This window comes from Oligella sp. HMSC09E12, assembly GCF_001808505.1.
GTDB classification, from domain to species: Bacteria; Pseudomonadota; Gammaproteobacteria; order Burkholderiales; family Burkholderiaceae_B; genus Oligella; species Oligella urethralis.
Genome location: NZ_KV793518.1, coordinates 1 through 1,926, shown reverse-complemented (window position 1 = coordinate 1,926; position 1,926 = coordinate 1). Strand labels below are relative to the sequence as shown.

Annotated in this window: 3 protein-coding genes, 1 tRNA gene and 1 pseudogene; 4 read left to right on the top strand and 1 reads right to left on the bottom strand. The window is 44.5% G+C overall.

Annotated features, from left to right (window positions below):
* The first annotated feature begins 298 nt into the window (after positions 1 to 298).
* From HMPREF3179_RS12180 to HMPREF3179_RS01040, 4 genes are all read left to right on the top strand, one after another.
* Positions 299 to 460: a hypothetical protein gene (locus HMPREF3179_RS12180; RefSeq protein WP_168160339.1), complete on the top strand. Its 162-nt coding sequence runs from the start codon at positions 299 to 301 to the stop codon at positions 458 to 460.
* Positions 461 to 468: 8 nt separating this feature from the next.
* Positions 469 to 542 (top strand) — tRNA-Gly (locus tag HMPREF3179_RS01050).
* Between the two features lie 43 nt (positions 543 to 585).
* The gene (locus tag HMPREF3179_RS01045; RefSeq protein WP_070469333.1) at positions 586 to 1,497 is read left to right on the top strand and encodes an N-6 DNA methylase; all 912 of its coding nucleotides are present in this window, start codon (positions 586 to 588) and stop codon (positions 1,495 to 1,497) included.
* A gap of 10 nt (positions 1,498 to 1,507) precedes the next feature.
* Positions 1,508 to 1,732, top strand: coding sequence for a hypothetical protein (locus HMPREF3179_RS01040; RefSeq protein ID WP_070469331.1), 225 nt, complete (start codon positions 1,508 to 1,510; stop codon positions 1,730 to 1,732).
* Here the strand turns inward: HMPREF3179_RS01040 and HMPREF3179_RS12330 are convergent.
* Positions 1,729 to 1,926 (bottom strand): annotated as a pseudogene (locus tag HMPREF3179_RS12330) (hypothetical protein); the annotation flags it as partial. The gene HMPREF3179_RS01040 and the pseudogene HMPREF3179_RS12330 sit on opposite strands and share 4 nt — an antisense overlap.

Genomic DNA, 1,926 nt, shown 5'->3' with positions numbered 1-1,926 from the left:
AGTGATATGCCGTTTTAATTTTCGGGGCTCAACATGAAATTTATCATGAACATTATCCATAACTACAAAAGTTTGCGTAAGTCATGGGCTTACGAGAACGACAGCCGATTAAAAGTGCTTAAAGAAGCGTTTAACTGGTCTCGTCATAACGTTAGGTACTAAACACCATGTTACCGACATTCATGTCGCTAACATAAAACACACAATCGTATCCTCCTCCTTTGTGGATAACGGCGCTGAATAGTGATTCAGCAAGGGCTAGCCAGATAGCCCATTTTTACTTATTTAGGAGAAATAAATGATGGATTTAGATTTCGATAGCTGGTATAGCATTTTGCTATCACTAGCCAGTAAACACGGAGAAAACGTCAGTGACGAGGACGTATGGCGTGAGAGTTTCGATGCGGGCAAATGGCCCGAAGATGCTTTTTATGAAGAGTATCCTGAACATCGAAAATAAAAACAATAGCGGGCATGGTGTAACGGTAGCACGTCAGTCTTCCAAACTGGGAGTGCGGGTTCGATCCCCGTTGCCCGCTCCATTCATCATTATTAAATCTGAGCCTGGTGCAAAATTTAAATGATATGAAACACACAATCAAAAGCTTACGTGAACAGTTTAAGGCGGTCGGTAAGTTTCACACACCGCCAGAGCTAGCACTGATGCTTAGGTCGTACATACCCGATAAGCCTAATAGCGTATATGACCCGACCTGTGGCGCAGGAGCGCTCCTAAGCGTATTTGGCGATGATGTCATTAAATACGGCCAAGACATAGACGCTGATGCACTAGCAGACGCTGAGCTGTTACCTAACTTTAACGGTTACTTAGGTGACGTGCTAACCGATCCAGCTTGGCTAGATAAGCGCTTCTCAGCCATTGTCGCTAACCCGCCCTTTTCTATCGAGTGGCAACCGAAGCTAGACGAACGGTTTATATCAGCACCAACGATACCCACCGCGTCACGTGCTGACTATGCGTTTTTATTGCACATATTACACATGCTAGACGATAACGGCACAGCTGTTGTGCTGTCTTTTCCGGGCGTTTTGTACCGTGGTAACCGTGAAGCAAAAATCAGAGCGTGGCTTGTTGAGACTAACGTAATTGATCGAGTCGTTCACGTTCCTGCAAATACCTTTATTGATACGCCGATTGCAACAGCGGTTATGGTCCTTAAAAAAGGACGACAAGACAATGCGCCTATCGCATTTGAAGATACTGAACTTGGCTTAGAAAAGCTAGTGCCGATTGATGACGTTAGAGCGAATGATTACACGCTAAGCGTATCCCAGTACGTGCAAGCAGCTATACCAGATAAGCCTAGTGTTGACCCATGGGAACTAGAACAGCAGTCACGCATGGCGATATGCGGCAAATTGCGCAGTGATATCGAGTTCAGTAAAGCAGTAGCGCGCATTGAGGGTTGGGCAATAACGCCGTTTATAAACGATTTACAAGCGGTTTTAGATGAGGCAACCGCGACATTAGCTTAAGGAGCACACAATGATTGAATTGACACAAACTGAACTACAGAACTTGCTTACTGAGTCTGCAAGAATAGGAGCGCAGAGAGCTATTGAAGACTTTGCTGTGTACCACTTAAAAGATGCGGCGGTTAAGCTCAATATGAGTCTGCCGACGCTCGATAAGCGAATCAAAGAGGGTAAGATTAAAACAGTTGACGGCCGCATTACGGGCTATGAGATTAGGCGTTACCTAAAAATCTAATCAAGTTTATCAACTAACTCATCCGCCTTTTTTCTATAGTAAACCATCAGCATCTTCAAGTCTTTATGTCCAATCACCCGTGCCAAGTCTAGTATTTCTAGCTTCTGAGCAAGGCTTGTGATCGCATTGGCACGTGAGTCATGAAAAGTAAACCCTGACAATCCGGCTAAGTCTCTAGCTCTTCTGAAATTAGA

What these genes read in the sequence shown, in the direction of transcription:
- HMPREF3179_RS12180 (WP_168160339.1), top strand. Translation starts at nt 299, where the DNA reads ATGATGGATTTAGATTTCGATAGCTGGTATAGCATTTTGCTATCACTA.
- HMPREF3179_RS01045 (WP_070469333.1), top strand. Translation starts at nt 586, where the DNA reads ATGAAACACACAATCAAAAGCTTACGTGAACAGTTTAAGGCGGTCGGT.
- HMPREF3179_RS01040 (WP_070469331.1), top strand. Translation starts at nt 1,508, where the DNA reads ATGATTGAATTGACACAAACTGAACTACAGAACTTGCTTACTGAGTCT.